The organism is Pararhizobium sp. IMCC21322, assembly GCF_030758295.1.
In the GTDB taxonomy this organism is placed as follows: Bacteria; Pseudomonadota; Alphaproteobacteria; order Rhizobiales.
The window spans coordinates 1,426,526-1,446,787 of sequence record NZ_CP132335.1 but is presented as its reverse complement, the minus strand read 5'-3'; the positions used below and the strand labels follow the sequence as shown (position 1 = coordinate 1,446,787).

The 20,262-nt window shown below is 53.0% G+C and carries 17 protein-coding genes; 3 read left to right on the top strand and 14 right to left on the bottom strand.

Annotated features, from left to right (window positions below; translation table 11 throughout):
* Nucleotides 1-16: 16 nt before the first annotated feature.
* The 11 genes from RAL91_RS07010 to rpmH form a co-directional block, all read right to left on the bottom strand.
* Entirely contained in the window at nt 17-958 is a 942-nt protein-coding gene (locus RAL91_RS07010; protein WP_306260903.1) for a glyoxylate/hydroxypyruvate reductase A, read from the bottom strand.
* Nucleotides 959-967: 9 nt separating this feature from the next.
* Nucleotides 968-2,611 carry an ABC transporter ATP-binding protein gene (locus RAL91_RS07005; protein WP_306260901.1) on the bottom strand — a complete coding sequence of 548 codons (1,644 nt, stop codon included), beginning with the start codon at nt 2,609-2,611 and terminating at the stop codon, nt 968-970.
* On the bottom strand, nt 2,611-3,765 hold the full coding sequence (locus RAL91_RS07000; RefSeq protein ID WP_306260899.1) for an ABC transporter permease: 1,155 nt from the start codon (nt 3,763-3,765) through the stop codon (nt 2,611-2,613). Before RAL91_RS07000 ends, RAL91_RS07005 begins: the two co-directional genes overlap by 1 nt.
* A 3-nt stretch (nt 3,766-3,768) precedes the next feature.
* On the bottom strand, nt 3,769-4,887 hold the full coding sequence (locus tag RAL91_RS06995) for a microcin C ABC transporter permease YejB (RefSeq protein ID WP_306260897.1): 1,119 nt from the start codon (nt 4,885-4,887) through the stop codon (nt 3,769-3,771).
* Between the two features lie 28 nt (nt 4,888-4,915).
* Nucleotides 4,916-6,793, bottom strand: a complete 1,878-nt coding sequence (locus RAL91_RS06990) for an extracellular solute-binding protein (RefSeq protein WP_306260895.1) — start codon at nt 6,791-6,793, stop codon at nt 4,916-4,918.
* Entirely contained in the window at nt 6,790-8,565 is a 1,776-nt protein-coding gene (locus RAL91_RS06985; protein WP_306260893.1) for an extracellular solute-binding protein, read from the bottom strand. The genes RAL91_RS06990 and RAL91_RS06985 overlap by 4 nt, the downstream gene beginning before the upstream one ends.
* Nucleotides 8,566-8,844: 279 nt before the next feature.
* Nucleotides 8,845-9,501: a ribosome biogenesis GTP-binding protein YihA/YsxC gene (yihA, locus tag RAL91_RS06980; RefSeq protein WP_306260892.1), complete on the bottom strand. Its 657-nt coding sequence runs from the start codon at nt 9,499-9,501 to the stop codon at nt 8,845-8,847.
* A complete protein-coding gene (locus RAL91_RS06975) occupies nt 9,498-10,130 on the bottom strand; it encodes a CatB-related O-acetyltransferase (protein WP_371932529.1) in 633 nt (210 codons plus the stop codon). The genes yihA and RAL91_RS06975 overlap by 4 nt, the downstream gene beginning before the upstream one ends.
* 180 nt (nt 10,131-10,310) lie before the next feature.
* Nucleotides 10,311-12,152, bottom strand: a complete 1,842-nt coding sequence (yidC, locus tag RAL91_RS06970) for a membrane protein insertase YidC (protein WP_306260888.1) — start codon at nt 12,150-12,152, stop codon at nt 10,311-10,313.
* 14 nt (nt 12,153-12,166) lie between these two features.
* Complete coding sequence (rnpA, locus tag RAL91_RS06965; RefSeq protein ID WP_306260886.1) at nt 12,167-12,667, bottom strand: ribonuclease P protein component; 501 nt, start codon at nt 12,665-12,667, stop codon at nt 12,167-12,169.
* 75 nt (nt 12,668-12,742) lie between these two features.
* Complete coding sequence (rpmH, locus tag RAL91_RS06960; RefSeq protein WP_306260884.1) at nt 12,743-12,877, bottom strand: 50S ribosomal protein L34; 135 nt, start codon at nt 12,875-12,877, stop codon at nt 12,743-12,745.
* 418 nt (nt 12,878-13,295) lie between these two features.
* On the opposite strand from rpmH, the gene RAL91_RS06955 reads away from it, so the two are divergent.
* From RAL91_RS06955 to RAL91_RS06945, 3 genes are all read left to right on the top strand, one after another.
* Nucleotides 13,296-14,105: a TVP38/TMEM64 family protein gene (locus RAL91_RS06955; protein ID WP_306260882.1), complete on the top strand. Its 810-nt coding sequence runs from the start codon at nt 13,296-13,298 to the stop codon at nt 14,103-14,105.
* 26 nt (nt 14,106-14,131) lie between these two features.
* A complete protein-coding gene (locus tag RAL91_RS06950; protein ID WP_306260880.1) occupies nt 14,132-15,556 on the top strand; it encodes an NAD(P)/FAD-dependent oxidoreductase in 1,425 nt (474 codons plus the stop codon).
* A 142-nt stretch (nt 15,557-15,698) separates the two neighbouring features.
* On the top strand, nt 15,699-16,103 hold the full coding sequence (locus RAL91_RS06945) for a hypothetical protein (protein ID WP_306260878.1): 405 nt from the start codon (nt 15,699-15,701) through the stop codon (nt 16,101-16,103).
* Between the two features lie 135 nt (nt 16,104-16,238).
* Here RAL91_RS06945 and RAL91_RS06940 read toward each other — a convergent pair whose 3' ends face one another.
* The 3 genes from RAL91_RS06940 to flhA form a co-directional block, all read right to left on the bottom strand.
* Nucleotides 16,239-16,889 carry a pyridoxamine 5'-phosphate oxidase family protein gene (locus tag RAL91_RS06940; RefSeq protein WP_306262828.1) on the bottom strand — a complete coding sequence of 217 codons (651 nt, stop codon included), beginning with the start codon at nt 16,887-16,889 and terminating at the stop codon, nt 16,239-16,241.
* Between the two features lie 108 nt (nt 16,890-16,997).
* Nucleotides 16,998-17,843, bottom strand: coding sequence for an EamA family transporter (locus RAL91_RS06935; RefSeq protein ID WP_306262826.1), 846 nt, complete (start codon nt 17,841-17,843; stop codon nt 16,998-17,000).
* Nucleotides 17,844-18,134: 291 nt separating this feature from the next.
* Nucleotides 18,135-20,261, bottom strand: a complete 2,127-nt coding sequence (gene flhA / locus RAL91_RS06930) for a flagellar biosynthesis protein FlhA (protein ID WP_371932492.1) — start codon at nt 20,259-20,261, stop codon at nt 18,135-18,137.
* Between the last annotated feature and the right edge of the window lies 1 nt (nt 20,262).

The window sequence follows — 20,262 nt, the reverse complement described above, 5'->3', positions numbered from 1 at the left end:
AATTGTCAGACGCGCTTTAATAACCGCGTGTCATATCCACCAGATGCTCCAGCGATCTGCCGTCCCTATGAGCACCCACCTGTCTGGCAATCAGCTGTGACAGGGTCTTTGGATCGCTGACCGCTGCCACATGCGGTGTGATGATAATGTTGTCCAAGTCCCAAAGCGGGCTCTCCTTCGGCAAGGGCTCCACTTCAAACACATCCAGACTGGCCGCTTTCAGCACGCCGCTTTGCAAGGCGGCCACAACATCCGTTTCCACATGAATGCGCCCGCGCCCGGCATTGATGAAGACCGACCCGCCCAGCGGTCCGCTTCGGTGCAGCTTTTCAAAGACAGATGCCCCGATCAGCCCCTTCGTCTCCGGTGTCAGTGGCAGCAGGCACACCAGAATATCCGTACCGGACAGAAATTCATCCAGCCCATCAGCACCGTGAAAGCAGGTAACATTGTCCAGTTCTTTCGGAGTTCGGCTCCAGCCGCGCAAACCAAAGCCAAGCTTGTGTAACAGGCCCGCTGAATCACGCCCCAATTCGCCAAGGCCCATCAAGCCGATCTGCACTTCTCTGGCTAAAGGCTGCGCCAAAACCTGCCAATTGCGACGGCGCTGTTGTTGAGAATACTGCAATTGCTGGCGGTGGTGCAGCAAGACCTGCGCCACAACCCACTCCGTCATCCAGGCTGTCAGATCAGGGTCGACAACGCGTGCAAGTGGCACTGGGGGCAATGTGTTGCCACCAAACAAATGGTCAACACCTGCCCCCAAAGAAAACAGAGCCTTTAAATTTGGAAACGTGGCCAGGGTTTCGCCCTGGGCTGCCCACACCAGGGCATACTCAACCGCTTCCGGGTCTTTGATATCTGGATAGGCCTCAATACGCTCATCCGGCATTGCTGCCTTGAGGGCATGCACCCAGGGCGCCGGATTCCAGCCATCGACCAATACAAGAATGCTCATGATAGCACTTTAGACCGCAACCTCATCAGAATCGACTGCAGCAAGATCAAAGGCTGCGGCCATCAGGGCCTTGGTATAATCCTGCTCGGGCGCATCAAAAATCTTTGCTGATGGTCCCTGCTCCACAACTCTGCCAAGCCGCATAACGATGACTTCATTGGCAAGCGCGCGCACGACTTTCAGATCGTGGCTGATAAACAGATAAGCCAGATTGCGCCGTTTCTGGACCGCCCGAAGCAAATCCACGACTTGCGCCTGTACGCTCATATCCAGAGCCGAGGTCGGTTCGTCCAGCATCAGAAATTTGGGTTCCAGAACCAGCGCACGGGCGATGGCGAAGCGCTGGCGCTGACCACCGGAGAATTCATGCGGATAGCGATTACGCATCTCCGGGTCCAGCCCAACTTCGCGCAACACGTCAGATACGCGCTGTTCGCGCTCTTCCACAGACAATTTGGGGAAATGGATTGTCAGGCCTTCTGCAATAATTGCGGCAATTGACATACGCGGACTGAGAGAACCGAATGGATCCTGAAAGACAATCTGCATATCCTTGCGCAATGGGCGCAATTCCTTTGATGATTTGCCCTGAAGACCCGTTCCCAGAAGATTGATATCGCCCCTTGAGGAAATAAGCCGCATCAATGCCAGACCAAGCGTCGTCTTGCCTGATCCGCTTTCACCAACAATGCCCAGTGTCTGGCCTTCGCGCACCGTTACATCAATACCGTCGACGGCTTTGATGTTGTCCACCGTCTTGCGCATAAATCCGCGCTTGATCGGGAACCAGACCTTGATGTCCTTCCCGGTCATGACGGGCGCTGCGTTGACATCCAACTCCGGTGGATCACCCTTTGGCTCCGCAGACAGCAGATGTTGGGTATAGCTGTGCTGCGGGTTGCGGAAAATATCTTCCGTTGGCCCATGCTCCACAATCTCACCATCGGTCATGACACAGACCCTGTCTGCAATCTTGCGCACAATGCCCAGATCATGGGTGATGAACAGCATGCCCATACCCATGCGGGTTTTCATATCTGCCAGCAATTCCAATATCTGCGCCTGCACAGTTACATCAAGCGCCGTGGTTGGCTCATCGGCAATCAGCAGCTTCGGGCTGTTGGCAAGGGCCATGGCAATCATCACACGCTGGCGCTGCCCGCCGGATAATTGGTGCGGGTAGGACTCCAGTCGTTTCTCAGGATCGCGAATTCCGACCTGATTGAGCAATTCCAGAACACGCGCCCGGACTTTGGTGTCAGATGCGCCCTGATGCAGTTTCAAGGTTTCACCGATCTGGCGTTCAACCGAATGCAGCGGATTGAGCGAGGTCATGGGCTCCTGAAAAATCATGGAAATATTGTTGCCGCGCACGTGCTGCAACTCTGTTTCCTTGGTCTGCATCAGGTCTTCGCCATCAAACAGAATGCTGCCTGCCGGGTGCGACGCCGGGGGATAGGGCAGCAATTTCAGAATGGACAAGGCCGTGACCGATTTGCCTGAGCCGGATTCACCCACCAGCGCGACAGTTTCGCCCTGATTGATGTGAAATGACACGCCCCGCACCGCATGCGTGGTTTTACCATCAGCGGTAAAATCCACATGCAGATTGTCAACTTTCAAGAGTGGCGCAGCCGCCTTATCTGTCGCCATCAGGAAAACGTCTTTCTGGGATCAAATGCGTCACGGACGGCTTCACCGACGAAAATCAGAAGGCTCAGCATCAGCGAGATGACAAAGAAGCCGGTCAGTGCCAGCCATGGTGCCTGAAGGTTATTCTTGCCCTGTGCCAGCAATTCACCAAGCGAAGGTGACCCCGGCGGCAGGCCGAAACCCAGGAAGTCCAGTGAGGTCAGAGTTGTGATCGAGCCATTGAGGATAAACGGCATGAAGGTGAGCGTCGCGACCATGGCGTTTGGCAACAAATGCCGCCACATAATCGTCATGTTGCCCACGCCCAAAGCACGGGCTGCGTTGACATATTCAAAGTTTCGGGCGCGCAGGAATTCGGCCCGCACAACAGCCACCAGACTGACCCAAGAAAACAGCAGCAGAATGCCGAGCAATATCCAGAAGTTCGGTGTGATGATGGCGGCCAGTATCAACAACAGATAGAGGGTTGGAACCGAGGTCCAGATTTCAATGAAGCGCTGAAACAGAAGATCCGTCCAGCCACCGAAATAGCCCTGCGTCGCGCCAGCAGCAATGCCGATGATGGACGAGAATATTGTCAATGTCAGACCAAACAGAACCGATATCCGGAAGCCGTATATCAGGCGGGCCATAACATCACGGGCCTGATCATCTGTGCCGAACCAGTTCCAGTTGCCGATGGAGCAATTGGGATCATCAACCCCGCCCGGATAACGCTGGCAGCGTTCCTCCTTGTCCAGCATCCATGAGGGAGCTGAAGGCGCGGGCGTTGGAATTTCATTATTCACAGTGCGGTAGGAATAACGGATTGGCGCCCATAGAATCCAGCCATTGGCCTCGATTTCTTCCAGCACAAATGGATCCCGATAATCCGTCACGGGCAAGAAACCGCCAAACTTCTCTTCAGGATAATCGACAAAGACCGGTGTCAGCAGTTCGCCCTGATAGGAGACGAGCAAAGGTTTGTCATTGGCAATGAATTCGGCAAACAGGGTGACGAAAAACAACACCAGAAAAATCTGCAGGCTCCAGTAGCCGCGGCCATTGCCCTTAAAGTTCTGCCAGCGCCTCTGATTGATTGGCGAGAACCGGCTGCGTTTCTGCGGAGCCGCTGCCGCATCTGTTGTCTCGGCTGGTGTAATCTGTGCATCCATGACCTACACCTCCCGCGATTCAAAATCGATACGCGGATCAATCCACGTATAGGTCAAATCCGATATCAGACTGACCAGGAGCCCCATGATCGAAAAGATGTAGAGTGTTGCAAAGACCACCGCATAGTCCCTGTTGAGAACAGATTCAAAGCTCAAAAGCCCCAGACCGTCCAACGAGAAGATCGTTTCAATCAACAAAGACCCGGAGAAGAATGCTCCGATAAAGGCACCTGGAAAACCTGCGATCACAATCAGCATCGCGTTTCGGAATACGTGACCATACAAAACCTGACGATTGGACACGCCTTTTGCCTTGGCTGTGACCACATACTGTTTGCGAATTTCATCCAGAAACGAGTTTTTCGTGAGCAGCGTGGATGTGGCGAAGGCGGCCAATGCCATGGCAGTCAAAGGCAGGACCAGGTGCCAGAAATAATCCAGCACTTTTTCAAACAGATTCAGCTGGTCGAAATTCTCCGAGGTCAGACCGCGTAAAGGGAAAATATCCCAGAAACTGCCCCCGGCAAAAACTACAATCAGCAAGATCGCAATTAAAAACCCTGGCACCGCATAGCCGACAATGATGATTGAAGAAGTCCACACATCAAAACGGCTTCCATCACGTACTGCTTTGGAAATGCCCAGGGGGATTGAGATGCCGTAGGAGATCAGTGTCATCCAGAGGCCGAGTGAAATCGAGACAGGCATTTTTTCCTTGATGAGATCAATGACGCTGACATCGCGGAAATAGCTGTCGCCGAAGTCAAAGCGCACATAATTCCAGAGCATGGAGAAAAAGCGCTCAACCGGCGGCTTGTCGAAGCCAAAGTCTTTTTCCAGCTGAAGGATAAACTCCGGGTCAAGGCCTTGTGCCCCGCGATAGCGTGAGTTGATCGGATCAGCCTGACCGGATTGTTCCAGATTATTTTCACCAACGGATCCAAAATCACCGCCGGATCCGCTGATGCGCTCTGTGGCTGAAATGGAATTGCCGGAGAGTTTCGCAATCACCTGTTCCACCGGCCCGCCGGGCGCGAACTGGATGATGACAAAGGTAATGGCCATAATCCCGAACAAGGTTGGGATCATGAGCAAAAAGCGTTTCAGAATATAAGCGGCCATAATTCTATCGACTCAAACTGTTATTGCGTCAGGTCGTCTTTGACCACCAAGTGGTTTCCACAGGGAAATAATAATCCGGTTTTGTGTCTGGCCATTCATATTTATCCCATACTGCTATTCGATGATTTGCCGAATACCACCCTGGAAGCCAGTAATGGCCAGCGCGGACCACCCGGTCAAGAGCCCGCCATGCAGCTTGGTGGGTTTCGCGGTCTTTTGCAGCTTCCACTATTTCTGTCAGCGCATCTACAACCGGGTCTTTGATGCCTGCCCAATTGTTGCTTCCCTCCAGATCAGCGGAGCGTGAAGAGAACAATTGATCAGCAGATGAAAACGGCGTGGCTCCCAATGACAACGCAGTGCCAACCATGTCGTAGTCAAACACTGAGGAGCGGGCCTGGAACTGTGCAGGGTCCACGACGCGGATTGTGGCCTCAATACCGACAGCGCGAAGCGAATCTACATATTTGCCATAGACGCGTTCAAACACAGGCGAGCGCACCATAATTTCCATCGTCAGCTTTTGACCATTTACACTATAAAGTCCGCCATCCCGGCGCTGCCAGCCTGCTTCTGACAGGAGTTCGGAGGCACGCCGCAGCAAGCTGCGGTCCCGGCCGCTGCCATCTGATACGGGCGGAAGATAGGCTTCGCCGAAAACTGCTTCGGGCAATTGGTCGCGAAATGGCTCCAACAGCGCAAGCTCCATGCCGCTCGCCACCCCTTCTGCCTTGTAAATCGACCCTTCGACATAGGAGGAAACGCGGGAATAGGCGTTGAAGAACAGGTTTTCATTGACCCATTCATAATCGAAGCAAAGCACCAATGCTTCGCGGGTTCGCGGATCGGCAAATTTCTGGCGTCTGGTGTTCAGAAAGGAGCCCTGAAATCGCGGCCGGAGTTCGGCTGGAAACAAAACCTTCTTGATCCGGCCATCAAGGGCGGCGGGAAAGTTGTATTCCGTTTCCCAGGTCTTGGATGTGAATTCCTGCCGGAATGTCATATTGCCTTTTTTGAAGGCCTCAAATGCTGTCTGCCGCTCGCGGTAGAATTCAACACGCACCACATCAAAATTGGCCTGACCGCGCATGATGGGCAAATCCTTTGCCCAATAATCCTCTACACGCTCATACTCCAGAAAGGTTCCGGCATCGAAGCGGCCAATCCTGTAAGGACCTGACGCAAGGGGCGGGTCCATGGTGGACGCGGTAAAGTCTCGATCTGCGTAATAGGCTTTTGAGAAAATTGGTGCGCCAGCAACTTCAAAAATCAGGCCGCGGGACTGGGTGCCATCCAGCGTGACCAGAAGGCGCCCTTCATCAAGTGCCTCAAGGGCCATTACCTTGCGAAAGCTCTGAGTGTAATCAGGGTGCCCCTTCTCTTTCAGTGTCGTCAGAGAAAACACCACATCTTCTGCCGTCAACGGCGTCCCATCGTGGAACCGGGCATTGGGGCGAAGACTGAACAAAAAGCTGTTGCCGTCTTCAGACACGGTAATGCTGTCTGCCACCAGCCCGTAAACAGCGTCCGGCTCATCATGGGCGCGGGCCATCAACGAATCAAAGATCAGTTCAAGCCGTGGAGGGGCATCCCCCTTGGTGACGTAGCCATTCAGCGTATTGAAGGTTTGCGGATTTTGATTGTGAAACCAGCTTCCCGGCGCCAACACAAAGCGCCCGCCCTTTGGTGCCGATGGATTGGCATAATCAAAGTGGGAGAAGCCAGCGGGATATTTCAGATCACCAAAGATGGACAGGCCGTGGCGGGCAGGTTGGTCTGTAAAGCCTTCAACTTGGCTGACCAGCGTTTGGGCATGAACCGGACCTGCCGCAAGGCTCAGCACTGTCCCACCGGCAAACAACAATCCTTCACGCCGGGTTATGCCTGTCTGGGTTTGCTTTGTCATTCGGCAGCCTCAACGCGGGCGGCCTTTTCATCATCATACCACCAGATAGTCGGGAAGCCCGGTTCTGAGAACGCAGGCAGCGTCTCTGGATGGGAAAAACGATCCCAACGGGCCGTGCGTGTCGACAACAGCGTCCAGCCCGGGATGATGTAATGATTGGCCAGAAGTACCCTGTCCATGGCCTTCGTCGCAGCGATCAGTTCATCGCGGTCCTTGGCAAAGATTATGCGTTGAATGAGCTTGTCAACGGCAGGGTTTTTTACACCGGCCCAGTTGCGCGCACTTTCCTGGTCTGCAGCAGCGGAGCCAAAATACTCCAATTGCTCGTTTCCCGGAGAAAGTGACTGCGCCCAACCGGAGTAGATAAAGTCAAAGTCACGGCTTCGTACGCGGTTTACCCATTGGGAACTGTCAACAATGCGCACCGAAAGATCGACGCCAATTCGTGCGAAATTCGACTTCAGGCGCAATGCGACCTTTTCAAAGCGATTACTGTTAAGCAAATACTCAATGGTAAAGGGCTCGCCAGTCGTGGCATTTACCATCTTGCCGTCTTTCAACTCGTAGCCGGCTTCACGAAACAGCTTGATGGATTCGCGCAAATTGGTGCGATATGCGCGCGTGTCACCAGACACCGGATTTTCGTAGGGTGTTGTGAAAACCTCCTCCGGGACCATGTCACGCATGCCATCGAGTATCTCAAGTTCAAGACCTGTCGGCACACCGGACGAAGCCAATTCCTCTCCATAAAAATAGGAGTCAATGCGTTCGTATTGGTCGAAGAAAAGAGCCTGGTTCATCTCGTTGAAATTAAACGCGAAGTTCAGAGCCTTGCGAACACGCGGATCCTGAAACTTCTCACGGCGCAAATTGGGTATGAACCCAACCATCAGCCCGCGCCCGCGCTCGACAAAACTCTCTTTGATGACCCGACCGTCAGCCACTGCGGGAAAATCATACCCGGTGGCCCAGACACGCGCTGTGCTTTCAACCCGATAATCATAATCGTCAGATTTGAAGGCTTCCATCTGGACAACTGAGTCACGGAAGTATTCGTATCGGATTCGATCAAAATTGTGCTGACCGACATTAACCGGCAAATCCCGGCCCCAGTAATCTTCAACACGTTCATATTCAACAGTACGCCCAGGAACGACTCGTGAAATGCGGTAAGCGCTGCTTCCAAGCGGGATTTCCAAAGTACCCTTCGTTATATCCCGTGGCTCGCCCTTTTTATCCGTGCCCTCCCACCAATGCTTGGGCATAACCAGCAACTGGCCAACAATGTGCGGCAGCTCACGGTTTCCAGTCTGGTCGAAGGTGAACGTGACTTCGTGATCATTGATGATTTCCACACCACTGACATGCTTGTAATAATTCTGGTAAACGCGGTTGTTCTCAATCAGCGTATTGAACGACCAGGCCACATCATCGGCTGTCAGCGGCTCTCCGTCGTGCCAGCGCGCGTCTTCATGCAGTTGGAATGTGACGCTGGAGTAATCATCGGGATAGCGCATCTGCGTGGCGACCAGCGGATACATTGCCGAGATTTCGTCGAGGGAAGGCGTCAACAGAGTGTCGTAAATCAGGCCCAGACCAATCGCCAGATTGCCGCGTTGTGGAACGGAATTGAGCGTGTCAAAAGTGCCGTCAGTTGCCAGACGCACAATTCCACCCTTTGGGGCATCCGGATTGACATAATTAAAATGAGTAAAATCATCAGTGTATTGCGGCTCACCAACCAAGGCAGTGGACTTTTTCCACTCGCTCATGGTTTGTGCACTCGCCGGGCTCACAACCCATAAGGCCGCCAGCATTGTTAAGACAAACGTCCCTGCCACGATCAGACTGTGCTGAAACTTATCGTCTGCACATGCTCTTATTTGCTCACTCTTTATTGCCAAGACCAGCCTCCTGAAAACGCGCTTAAAATCTGAACGATGCACAAACACCGTCCACCCGTCCTTATTTCTATAGGTTATAAGCCGGACTGGACTAGGGCAAAGGTGCCTTTATGACCAAAATTTAAGCGATGGAGGGGGTAAATCGGGTCACAGGCGCAGAATTTCGGCACGAAGCTCCGGAAGACCGGAGCCTTTTTCCGAGGATGTCAGCAAAATTTCCGGATGCGCCGCCGGACGTTTGGCAATGGCAGCGCGAGTTTTCTCCAAGGCATCCTGAAGTTCGGCCGGCCGCGGCTTGTCAACTTTTGTCATGACAATCTGATAGGAAACGGCACTTTTATCCATCAGGTCCAGCGCTTTTTGATCGGTTTCCTTGATGCCATGACGGCTGTCGACCAGCACATAGGCACGCCGCAGATTTGGCCGTCCGCGCAGATATGAATAGACAAGACGTGTCCATGCCTCGACTTGCCCTTTCGGCGCCTTGGCGTAGCCGTAGCCGGGCATATCGACGATGGTAATATCGTCATTGGTAAAGAAGTTCAGTTCCTGGGTGCGGCCGGGTGTGTTGGATGTTCGGGCCAAGCCATTTTGACCGGTCAGCGCATTGATCAGGCTGGATTTTCCAACATTCGATCGACCGGCAAAGGCTATTTCAATACCATCATTTTCCGGTAGCTGAACCAGCTTTGCAACGCCTAGGACAAACCGCCATGGGCGGGCGAAGGCCAGTCGACCGGTTTCCAATTGTTCGGGTGTGAACGCATTTTCAGCCGAGTCTGATTGTGTGTTATCCGTGCTCATTGTGGCGCCGCCCGTACCATCGCTTCCAGATCCGCCCCGCGAATGATATTCAGATTGCGGGTAATTGTCGCTATATCCCAGTTCCACCATGCAATGCGGCACAAACGATCGATTACGTCCTGATCAAAACGCTTTCGCACAATTTGCGCCGGATTGCCTGCCACGATCGTGTAGGCGGGCACATCGCGCGAAACAACCGCTCGTGCCCCGACAATGGCACCATCCCCGATTGTCACACCTGGCATGATCATAGCTTCCCGGCCAATCCAAACATCATTTCCGATGATTGTATTGCCACGGGAATTTTTCGGCCATTCGTAACCGGCTTCCCAACCACGGCCCATAGCGGCAAAGGGATAGGTGGAGAATCCATCCATCGGATGATTTGCACCATTCATAATAAATTGCACGCCAGTTGCAAATGCGCAGAAGCGACCAATAATCAGCTCGTCGCCAACAAAGTCAAAATGATATTTGACGCATTTTTCCAGAAAATGTTGCGGCCCATCGGGATCATCATAATAGCTGTAATCGCCAATCGTCACATGCGGATGATCAACCAGACAATTGAGAAAACCCAATTGCGGGAATTCCGACAAGGGAAATGCCAATTCAGGATCTGGACCCATCCCAGACACGCCATCGGACTGACCGACGCTTTGCTCAGGAATATCTGCAGGCATTTCTGTCTCGAATCAAATGGGTTGGTCTGTCTGTTGCGACAGTAAATCAGGTCTGAATCGAACGATCAAACAGATCGCCCGGTCCAGGACCTGATTCAAAGCCAATCTCGGCATAGCAAATAGGTGCTACGCCTTCTCGTCTTTCTCTTTACCGCCCAAGCCAAAAGCTTCGAGCGTATTTTTCCAGATTTCCACAGGCACACCCTGACGGCGCATAATGACCGACTGCTGTGCAATGGACAGGGTGTTGTTCCAAGCCCAGTAGATCACCAGACCTGCCGGGAATGACGCCAGCATGAAGGTGAAAATGACCGGCATCCAGGTGAAAATCATTGCCTGTGTCTTATCGGGCGGCAATGGATTCAGACGCATCTGAACGAACATGGTGACGCCCATAATCAAAGGCCAGATGCCAAGCATCAGGATTTGCGGCGGGTCCCAGGGAATAAGACCAAACAAGTTGAAAATCGACGTGGGGTCCGGTGCAGCCAAATCCTGAATCCAGCCGAAGAAAGGCGCATGGCGCATTTCAATCGTAACAAACAGAACCTTGTACAGCGCAAAGAATACGGGAATCTGCAACAAGACCGGAAGACAACCCGCCAGGGGATTGATCTTTTCCTTCTTGTACAATTCCATCATAGCCTTTTGCTGTTGGGCACGATCATCCTTGTAGCGCTCACGCAATTCGGTCAGTTGCGGCTGAACCTTTTTCATATTGGCCATGGAGGCATATGATTTATTGGCAAGCGGGAAGAAGAATATTTTAAGAACAACGGTCACGGCCAGAATCGCAAGACCAAAATTGCCGATCAGATTGAAGAGCCAGTCCAGAGCCACAAAAAGCGGCTTGGTGATGAAATAGAACCAGCCCCAGTCGATCATCAGATCGAAGCGCTCAATGCCCGGCGCGTCGCGGTAGCTGTTTATGACGCTGACTTCCTTGGCGCCTGCAAACAGCCGCGAAACATGTTCTCCGCTGCTGCTGGGAGCGATTTCCACCAACTCACCCAAAAAGTCTGCCTGGAATGCGGAGCGATTGTTGACCATATGGTGGAAGAAGCGCGGCGTGTAGGCCTCTCCCGGGGTCGGCACGATGGCTGACGCCCAGTATTTGTCCGTGATGCCAAGCCAGCCTTGGGTCTGCGTGCCGAATTTCAGCTCGCCCTCTTCTTCCAGGTCATCATAATCGACTTCCTGCAAACCCTCTTCGCCAACAAAGCCAATCATGCCTTCGTGCAGAATAAAGAAATTCTGGAGATCGGGAATGCCATGGCGCGTTACCAGCGCATAGGGAAACAGTGACACAGGTGCAGCTGTGTTATTCTCCACACTGTCGGTGATTGTCACCAGATAATGTTCGTCTATCGCATAGACACGCGAGAATATCAGACCCTCGCCATTATCCCAGGAAACGGTAATCGGCGTTTCCGCCGTCAGACGATCTCCCTGCGTCAGGGTCCATGGCGTCTGACTGTCGGGTACCGTCGCGGTCACGCCCTGCCCCTTCACCCAACCGAATTCCGCATAATACGGGTTCGCACTGCCGGATGGCGAGAACAGCTGAATGATCGGGCTTTCCGGATCAATCTCTTCGCGGTAATTCTTCAAGGACAGATCATCAACCCGGCCACCGGTCAGATTGATGGAGCCGGTCAAATCCGGTGTGTCGATTAAAACACGTTGGCTGGACTGCAAAACAGCTTCACGTGGCGCGCCGGATGGCGGAGCCACGGAGCCCGATCCCGATGCGGCGCTCGGCGCCGCGCCGGGCGTCGGCACAACACTGCTGCCAGGAGCAGGTGTTGTTGTCGTTGCAGCATCCGTCGATTGGGAAATTTCCGCTTGGCGTTGTTCCGCCTGAAGCCGGGCTTCTTCCTGCTGCGGGCCCCAGAGAAAGAACTGGGCCGCCATCAAAACGACAGCAGACAACGCAACGGCAAGTATGAGATTCTTAGTGTCCTGCATGAAGGGTCCAGCTTTTAGGCAATGTCAGAGGGCTTTGTGCCCTGCTCTTTAAGGGGGTTTTGATCGATTGGCGAGTGGTCAGGCTCAGGATTCTCAGCTTTTTTATCAAGTTTACGAGAGCGGCGCCTGATTTGTGCTGCAATTTTGTCAAATGCGCTGGCCAGATCCTGCTGAATTTCTGAAAACGACATGGTAAGCGCCGACAGCCTGCCAACGACAACATAGTCAGTGTTTGGAAGAAATAGATCTGTTTGTCCGCTTTCACCGCCGGATTTTTCAAAAAGGCGAACGGCTTCTTTAAGGCGTCGGCGGACACGATTGCGTATGACCGCGTTGCCAACTTTTTTGGTAACAGTGAATCCAATGCGGGTCGCGCCATCGGTGGATTGCTCGCGGTCCGGTTGCTCGTGTTCCTGTATCTGGTGTTGCCATGCTTGTAGCACAAGGGCGCGGCGCACCTGTTTGTGCCCCCGCGCCGCACGCAGAAAATCAGAACGTTTTTTGAGCCGATCCATCAAAGCGCTTCTGGTCTGTGTCGAATCAGAAACGCCCTAACCCGGTTGCCGACCCTATCAGGCCGGCAAGCTGTCTTAAGCCGAAAGGGTCTTACGACCCTTAGCGCGCCGGGCTGCAATAACACGGCGACCACCGCTGGTGGCCATGCGTGCGCGAAAACCGTGACGGCGTTTACGAACCAGACGGCTCGGTTGGAAGGTACGTTTCATCGTATCATTGCCGCAAAGGGAGCGGCCCTCTTAAAAAAAGTCTATTACAACGTCGCAAGACGGGAAATCATAATGGCAAAGCCATATCAGCGTAAAGTTCAGCCGAGTTTTGCCAAAGTCAGCGGGCTTATAGGCAAGATTGTCGGCAAAAGTCAATTGATCGCGGACCAGAATTCCGTAATTCGACCTTTCTTGGCCGATCACATTCAACATCACAATAGTCACAGCGGCGTGAGGCGGGTTTGACCCTTCTCTCACTTATGGGTGAGACTCGCGGATTGTGCTTTCGTTTTGCCATCAGACATCTATTTAGGGGCTGTTCCCGGATGGACATGCACGATCGCAACGCGTGCAGACCGGGGACCAAATGCCGCAATCGATCTGAAGCAACACTTGATGATTTTAAAGAGGGGCACCTATGATGCTGTCCGAGCAACTGGAAGAGCAAACACAAATGGAAAATGCCCCGAAGCAAGACAAATCCGGTTCCAGCCTGAAACGCTGGCTACCGTTGGTCGCCATTGCCGGCTTCATGGCATTTGCCTTTTTCATGGGATGGCATAAGGCCCTGTCCATCAGCGCCCTGATAGAAAACAGAGAACGTCTTGGGGCTTTCGTTGAAGATAATTTTGCCCTGACATTACTGACCTATGTCGGCATTTACATTGCCGTCGTGGTGCTTTCGCTGCCGGGTGCCGGCATCCTGAGCATTGGTGGCGGGTTCCTGTTTGGCTGGCTGGTGAGCGCGCCAGCGACCATTGTTGCCGCAACAATTGGAGCAACGCTTTTGTTCCTGGCCGTGACGACATCGTTTGGCGATGCCTTGCGTGCCAAAGCCGGACCCTGGGTCGCCAAGCTGAAAGAGGGCTTTGAAAAAGATGCCTTCAACTACCTCCTGTTTCTCCGCCTCGTACCTGCCTTTCCGTTCTGGCTGGTCAATCTTGCCCCGGCCATGCTTGGAATCAAACTGTCCACCTACGTAACTGCGACGGCCATCGGCATTATTCCAGGTTCGTTTGCCTTTGCCTTCGTTGGCGCGGGACTGGGTAGCGTTATCGAGGCACAGCGCGCGGCCAATGCCGATTGCATCGGCAACAGCGAATGTGCCATCGAAATCAGCACTGGTGACCTGATTACACCTGAAATTCTTGCAGCTCTGGCAGCCCTCAGCGTGGTTGCCCTGATCCCGGTTGTTCTGAAGCGGTTGCGCAACCGCAAACCCGCTTAACCCGACTTTTTGGAAAGACTTTTATTATGGCCGAAATTCTCACACCTGACATTTGCGTCATTGGCGCCGGTTCCGGCGGGTTGTCCGTTGCAGCCATCGCGGCAGCCTTCGGTGTTTCCGTTGTTCTGATTGAAAAAGGTAAAATGGGCGGTGATTGCCTGAATTATGGCTGCGTGCCTTCAAAAGCCATGATCGCAACGGCCAAAACCGCAGATGCAATTCGGCATGCTGATAAATACGGAATTCACGTGCCTGAGCCTGTCGTCGACTTTCAGCAGGTCCATGATTATGTGCATTCAGTAATTGGCGCAATCGCGCCCAATGACAGTGTGGAGCGTTTCACCTCCATGGGCGTTCATGTCATTGAAGGCGCCGGAAAGTTCATCAACCCACGGGTTGTCGAGGTCAATGGCATCCGTATTCGTGCCAGACGCTTTGTCATCTCAACAGGATCCAGCGCGGCCGTCCCGCCGATCAAGGGACTGGACAGCATTCCATTCCTGACCAATGAGACCATCTTTGAACGCACCGAAGCGCCTGATCATCTGATCATCATTGGCGGTGGTCCCATCGGCATGGAGATGGCTCAGGCCCATCGGCGTCTTGGTGCCCAGGTCACAGTGGTTGAAGCGTTCAAGGCGCTGGCGAAGGATGATCCTGAACTGACAGAAATCGTTCTCGACAAGCTGAAAGAAGACGGCATTGTCATTCGTGAAGAAGTTAAAATTGCACGGGTTGAAAAATCCGGTAGCGGTGTGGCCGTTGTACTGGACAGCGGCAATGGCGAAGAAGAAATCATTGCCGGCAGCCATCTTCTGGTCGCGGCCGGTCGCAAGCCGAATGTAGACGGGCTTGGTCTGAAAGAGGCGCGCATCCGGTTTGATCGCGCCATTAAAGTGTCCAAAAGCATGCGCACCTCCAACCGGCGCGCCTACGCTATTGGCGATGTGTCCGGTAGCCTGCAATTCACCCATATGGCGAATTACCACGCAGGTCTGGTGATCCGCGCCATTCTGTTCCGCCTGCCGGTGAAGGAAAACCGGGACATCATTCCCTGGGCCACTTACACAGATCCGGAAATGGCGCATGTGGGCTTTACCGAAGAATCAGCCCGCAAAAAACATCGCGGCATTAAAGTTCTGCGCTGGCCCTATGCGGAAAATGACCGAGCCCAGGCCGAAGGCAAGACCAGCGGCCTGATCAAGGTTATTGTAAACCGAAAAGGCAAGATCCTTGGCGCATCCATTGTCGGCTATCAGGCCGGTGAGATGATCAATATGTGGTCGCTGGCAATTTCACAGAAGATGAATATCAGCGCAATTTCCGGTTACATTTCGCCATACCCGACGATAACCGAAATCAGCAAACGTGCAGCTGTCACCAATCTTTCAGGGGCTGCGCAGAACAAATGGGTTCAGCGGGTGCTCAAATTCCTGCGCCGGTTTGATTGATCGGATTTTCACATACCGTCAGCAGAGTTGCCGATTACAGCTCTGCTGACAGCAGTAAGCCATTTCGAAAACCCAGTTAAGCTGATTTGTATGGTATCAGCATGGCCAGCACCAGATTTCCACCGAATAAATGGCTTACATGATGCAGGTACAACTGAAGAAAAACGGGCTTATTGCCGCCGGAGTGATGAATATCGTCGGCGCATTAGGTTGCTCACGATTTTTTTCAAACACGACAATCAATGAAGCCGATCCTGTTGTTATGTCTAACTTCGGGCTCCTCATGATTGTCATTTGGGGCCTCGCCTACATAAGCGCATCCACGATCCGGTCGAATATCATGTGGCTGGCAGCAGTATTTGCAGTTGAGAAGCTGGTCTATGTTTCGGCCTGGCTGAACTGGTTGATAAATAATGATCTCGGCGCGGTTTATTCCAGTGATTTTCTTGCAGGCGTTTTTTATTCGATATACGGGCTAAATGACTTTGTGTTCATGCTGTTTTTCCTATGGTTGTTTGTGTCTGAAAAACGAACAGAGACCACATAAATAAATAGGATGTGCTGACGCCTCGATGAAATTTGACCATCCGCTGTGGAATAGGAACAATTACTCAACCTGAATTTCCCAAGAGCAGGTTTGTCTGCATGGCTGACATGCGGACATCGCGATTTCCCGCATGCGCTAATACATCGTCCTTTTATATTCATCCTCAAGGTCAGCGTCGATCTTCCGCATCTCTTCAGGGTCGTCAGGTGTACCAAAGGTTTGATCGAGTATTATCTTGGGCAAGGATGGCATTTCGCTGCGATCCTGAAGCTGATCTGGATCCCACAGCTTTGAGCGTCGAAAAGCCTTTGCGCAATGCATGAACACTTCCTCGACAGTAACAACGATGGCAGCGGTCGGCATTCGGTCCTTCATGGCCATCAATGCAAGCAAATCTGGATCACAGGTTATTCTTGCATTCCCGTTCACACGCAACGTGTCATCAAATCCAGGTACCATGAACAGCAAACCGACTGCAGGATTGGCCAGGATATTTGTTTGTGAGTCGAGGCGGTTGTTTCCGGGCCGGTCCGGGATCATGAGTGTTTTGTCATCCAGGACTTTTACAAAACCGCTGGGATCACCTCTCGGGCTGACATCAGCCAACCCATCCGGCGATTGTGTTCCCATGCACAGAAAGGGTGATCGAGCCACGAAGTCCATGGCATGTTTGTCCAGGTGATTTTGGCATTTCTTGACTGCCAAGGCATGAGTTTGTGGAAACAGAGACCTCAAGTCTTCCTCATCCTTGACCAAAAACTCCGGCTTCAATTGTGTCTCTTTCACCATACCTGCTCCTCTCAATGCCTCGGCTGGGATGTCGCCCAAGCGGATTTCTTCTCGGCTGTCGATCTCTGTTTTGCCCACTCGCAGAAGCAGGCCTTGTTCAACTGTCTAACTTCTGTTTCGACTGACTATTAGCCCAAATGTCACCAGGCAGGCGGACACAAAGCGCCAAACGCCGAATCCTTCCTTGAGCAAGAAAGTAGAAATCAGCGCGGCGAAAAGAACGCTTGTCTCGCGCAGGCCGGAGACCATTCCCATGGGCGCAACAGCCAATGCAAAGACGATAATCCAATAAGCGCCAACTTGCATCGCGCCCCCGGCGAGACCGGTCAGAGCATTGTTTTTCAAAACCACTGCTATTTCGCGCTTCTTCCAAATGAGTGCAATCAGAAAAGTCAGGACTCCGTTGCAAATGGTGAGCCACACTGCAAAGCCGAGCACCGACCCGGCTTGCCTCACGCCCAATCCATCGACAACCGTGTAGGAGGCAATACAAACGCCTGTCGCAAGCGCAAAGAATATCGCCCTGGGATTGATCGAGCTGACTTTTCCACCATCGAAAGCGAGCGCCATAACCCCGACGGCGAGACATAAAATGCCAATTAACGCGAGTTGGCTTACGTGCTCTCCAGCGAATACCAACGCGCCGAGAGTGACAAGAATAGTGGCCATACCGCGAGCAATTGGATATACCTGCCCGAGATCCCCATGATCGTAGGCAGCAGGAAGGAAAAAATGATACCCGGTGTGAATACAGATGGTCAGAGCCAGCAACGGCCAACTCGCCGGGTCTGGACTATTTACAAAGGGTAGTGCGAACGCCGACAAAATGCTTCCTGCCATTGTGACAACCGCCATCACGGCAATGCGGTCACCACTGATCTTAATCAATGCATTCCAGCCAGCGTGCAAAACTGCGGCGAGCAATATCAACAGGGTTACATCATAGGTCATATTCAAGGAGACTAGCCGCTCGCCCGAAAAATGCGAACGCTTTGTGCATTGATCAAAGTCAGATTTGTCTAGATAGCGGTATTTGCCGTTACTGGCGTCACATCGCAGTCGATATGCATCAGTTCCAACCGCAGACAGAAGAGCATCAGATATGGTCGTGCAAAAGCCACATAGACGGCTGGGAACTCAACACGCATTGCGTCTTCACGGATTAAGGTGTGCTGACTTTCCAGTCCAGTAGGTGAAGCCTTGTGTTCCGGCCCGTTCACTCACAGACCCACCCGCCAAAACTCAAACAGTCCCGACTGTCTTCAGCTTGCATTGCGAATGCACTTCCGCCTGGGACATGACCACGGTCTGCGTGCGGAAGCGTTCGACGATGGAGCGGACATGGGGGCGAATGCCGGGGGACGTTAGCAGCACCGGTACTTCACCCAGTTTTGCAGCGCTTTCAAAGCGTTCCTGAAGCGTGGTGACGAACTCCTGGAGTTTGGATGGGGCCATGGCCAATTGGCGCGCCTCGCCATCTCCGATCATGGCATCGGCGAAGGATTGCTCCCATTGCGGTGACATGGGCAAAATAGGCAGGTAGCCGCCGGGGGCCTTGTTTACGTTGCACAACTGCCGAGCCAATCTGGCGCGCACCTGTTCTGACAACCATTGCGGATTGCGGTTGCTGCCTGCAGCTTCAGCCACGCCTTCCAGAATGGCGGGTAGATCGCGGATGGAAATCCGTTCCGCCAGCAGCATCTGCAGAACGCGCTGCAAGCCGCTCATCGAAATCTGGGAGGGGATGATGTCATCAGCGAGTTTCTTATGCTCGCTTGGCAATTCATCGACCAGTTTTTGAACATGGGCATAGCTGAACAATTCGGCAATGTTGCTTTTGATGATCTCGGTCAGATGGGTGACGAGAACCGTAGCCGGATCAACAACCGTCAAGCCACGGGCTTCCGCTTCATCATGCAAAGACCCTTCCACCCAGGTGGCGGGAATGCCGAATGTCGGCTCGGTTGTATGATGACCGGGCAGGCTTATTTTGCCACCTGCCGGGTCCATCACCATCAGATGGTCCGGGTACAAGGTTCCGCTGCCCGCATCGATTTCGCGGATTTTGATAACGTAGTCACCACCGGTCAGCTGGATGTTATCCAGAATACGAACCGACGGCATGATGAAGCCCAGATCAAGCGCCATCTGGCGGCGCAGAGCTTTGATCTGTTCACTCAACATGTCCTGTCCGGCAGGGCCGTTGATGAGGGGAACAAGACCATAGCCAAGCTCGACACGCAGTTCATCCATCTTCAACGCATCTGTTATGGGTTCTTCTTTGGGACCCGTGTCGGCTGACGCGGCGATCTGGATGGCAGCGGCATTTTCAACCTCTTCATCCTGTTTTCGCGATGATCGATGGGCAATGAATGCCGCCCCCAGACCCAGCGCCATAAACGGTATGAAAGGCAGGCCAGGCAGGAAGGCCATGGCGATCATGACAAAAGCCGAAAGGCCCATGGCTTTTGGATAGCCGGACAATTGTTTGATCAACGCCTGATCAGCAGCACCTTTGACGCCAGCTTTGGACACCAGCAAGCCAGCGGCAATGGACACAATCAGTGACGGTATCTGACTGACCAGACCATCGCCGACCGTCAGCAACGTATAGGCACGGGCCGCATCGCCTGCGGACATATCCATCTGGGCCACACCAATAATCATCCCGCCAATAACATTGATGAAGGTGATCAGCAGACCAGCAATGGCATCGCCACGCACGAATTTGGAGGCACCATCCATGGCACCGAAAAAGGAACTCTCATCTTCCAGTTCGCGGCGGCGCGCCTTGGCTTCACTCTCGTCGATGAGGCCTGCTGACAAATCAGCATCAATGGCCATCTGCTTGCCGGGCATCGCATCCAGATTAAAGCGGGCAGCCACTTCGGCAATACGGCCAGAACCCTTTGTAATGACGACAAAGTTCACGATCACCAGAATGCCGAAAACAATAATCCCGATGACGAAATTACCCTGCATGACAAAGTTACCGAAGGCTTCAATCACCTTGCCAGCAGCCCCGGGCCCCTCGTGCCCATTCGACAGAATCAGACGTGTTGATGCCAGATTGAGCGATAATCGCAACATGGTTGCGATCAGCAAAATGGCCGGAAATGATGAGAACTCAGTCGGCGATTGAATGAACAAAGCCGTCATCAAAATCAGGACAGAGAAGATGATTGACAGCGCAAGCAGAAAATCCAGTGCCCCTGAGGGCAAAGGCATGATCAAAACCAGAATGATAAAGATCACGCAAAGAGCAAGCCCAAGATCAGCCCGTTTTGCAATCTGATCGAGACCAGGAAACTTGAAGCCAGCGCCCGATTTCGGCCCGGTTGCAGGTGTGTTTTGAGTGGTATCGCTCACT

Excerpts from the sequence above, each read along its gene's own strand:
- RAL91_RS07010 (WP_306260903.1), bottom strand. The coding sequence starts at position 958 with ATGAGCATTCTTGTATTGGTCGATGGCTGGAATCCGGCGCCCTGGGTG.
- RAL91_RS07005 (WP_306260901.1), bottom strand. The coding sequence starts at position 2,611 with ATGGCGACAGATAAGGCGGCTGCGCCACTCTTGAAAGTTGACAATCTG.
- RAL91_RS07000 (WP_306260899.1), bottom strand. The coding sequence starts at position 3,765 with ATGGATGCACAGATTACACCAGCCGAGACAACAGATGCGGCAGCGGCT.
- RAL91_RS06995 (WP_306260897.1), bottom strand. The coding sequence starts at position 4,887 with ATGGCCGCTTATATTCTGAAACGCTTTTTGCTCATGATCCCAACCTTG.
- RAL91_RS06990 (WP_306260895.1), bottom strand. The coding sequence starts at position 6,793 with ATGACAAAGCAAACCCAGACAGGCATAACCCGGCGTGAAGGATTGTTG.
- RAL91_RS06985 (WP_306260893.1), bottom strand. The coding sequence starts at position 8,565 with ATGAGCGAGTGGAAAAAGTCCACTGCCTTGGTTGGTGAGCCGCAATAC.
- yihA (WP_306260892.1), bottom strand. The coding sequence starts at position 9,501 with ATGAGCACGGATAACACACAATCAGACTCGGCTGAAAATGCGTTCACA.
- RAL91_RS06975 (WP_371932529.1), bottom strand. The coding sequence starts at position 10,130 with ATGGGTCCAGATCCTGAATTGGCATTTCCCTTGTCGGAATTCCCGCAA.
- yidC (WP_306260888.1), bottom strand. The coding sequence starts at position 12,152 with ATGCAGGACACTAAGAATCTCATACTTGCCGTTGCGTTGTCTGCTGTC.
- rnpA (WP_306260886.1), bottom strand. The coding sequence starts at position 12,667 with ATGGATCGGCTCAAAAAACGTTCTGATTTTCTGCGTGCGGCGCGGGGG.
- rpmH (WP_306260884.1), bottom strand. The coding sequence starts at position 12,877 with ATGAAACGTACCTTCCAACCGAGCCGTCTGGTTCGTAAACGCCGTCAC.
- RAL91_RS06955 (WP_306260882.1), top strand. The coding sequence starts at position 13,296 with ATGATGCTGTCCGAGCAACTGGAAGAGCAAACACAAATGGAAAATGCC.
- RAL91_RS06950 (WP_306260880.1), top strand. The coding sequence starts at position 14,132 with ATGGCCGAAATTCTCACACCTGACATTTGCGTCATTGGCGCCGGTTCC.
- RAL91_RS06945 (WP_306260878.1), top strand. The coding sequence starts at position 15,699 with ATGCAGGTACAACTGAAGAAAAACGGGCTTATTGCCGCCGGAGTGATG.
- RAL91_RS06935 (WP_306262826.1), bottom strand. The coding sequence starts at position 17,843 with ATGACCTATGATGTAACCCTGTTGATATTGCTCGCCGCAGTTTTGCAC.